This is a genomic window from Psychrobacter sp. 1Y4, assembly GCF_051847555.1.
Genome location: NZ_JBPYDE010000874.1, coordinates 1 through 584, shown reverse-complemented (window position 1 = coordinate 584; position 584 = coordinate 1). Strand labels below are relative to the sequence as shown.

1 pseudogene is annotated in these 584 nt (G+C 43.7%); it reads left to right on the top strand.

Annotated elements, in window-relative coordinates:
* Nucleotides 1–584: pseudogene (locus tag ACS8FC_RS19345) on the top strand (hypothetical protein); the annotation flags it as partial.

Here is a 584-nt window from a genome sequence, read left to right as displayed (position 1 = left end):
ATATCGGGTGTTATCGTTGATCAGACATTGTCAAAGCTCGGCTCATTAGATGAGTTTTTTAAAGCGATGGAGCCTGAGCAAATGGCGCTATTTGTCACTGATACGGTTGACAAAAACCTTGAGCCGTTGATTGATGAGATTATGCTCGATCATTCACCCGCATTATGGGGTAACCTGCCTTATGCCCTAAAGCGCCGTGTCTATGCCCAAGCCCATAAAGAGCTGCCTAATATCATGCAGTCGCTGGTGACAGATTTGACCTACCATGTCGAAGATCTGGTCGATATGCGTAAGATGATTGTTAATACGATGGAGAACGATCGTCGTCTGATGGTCAATATGTTCTTAAAAGTCGGTCAAAAAGAGATCGATTTTATCTGGCATATCAGTGCTTTGATTGGGTTAGTGTTTGGTATTATCCAGATGTTTATATTTTTGGTGGTACCGCAGCACTGGACTGTACCGTTTTTTGCCGCGATTTGGGGCTTTTTGACCAATTGGATTGCCATTTGGATGGTGTTTAATCCAGTGGAGCCGCATTTTATCCCGTATTTGAAACTTTTTTCGGTACAGAGCCGCTTCCC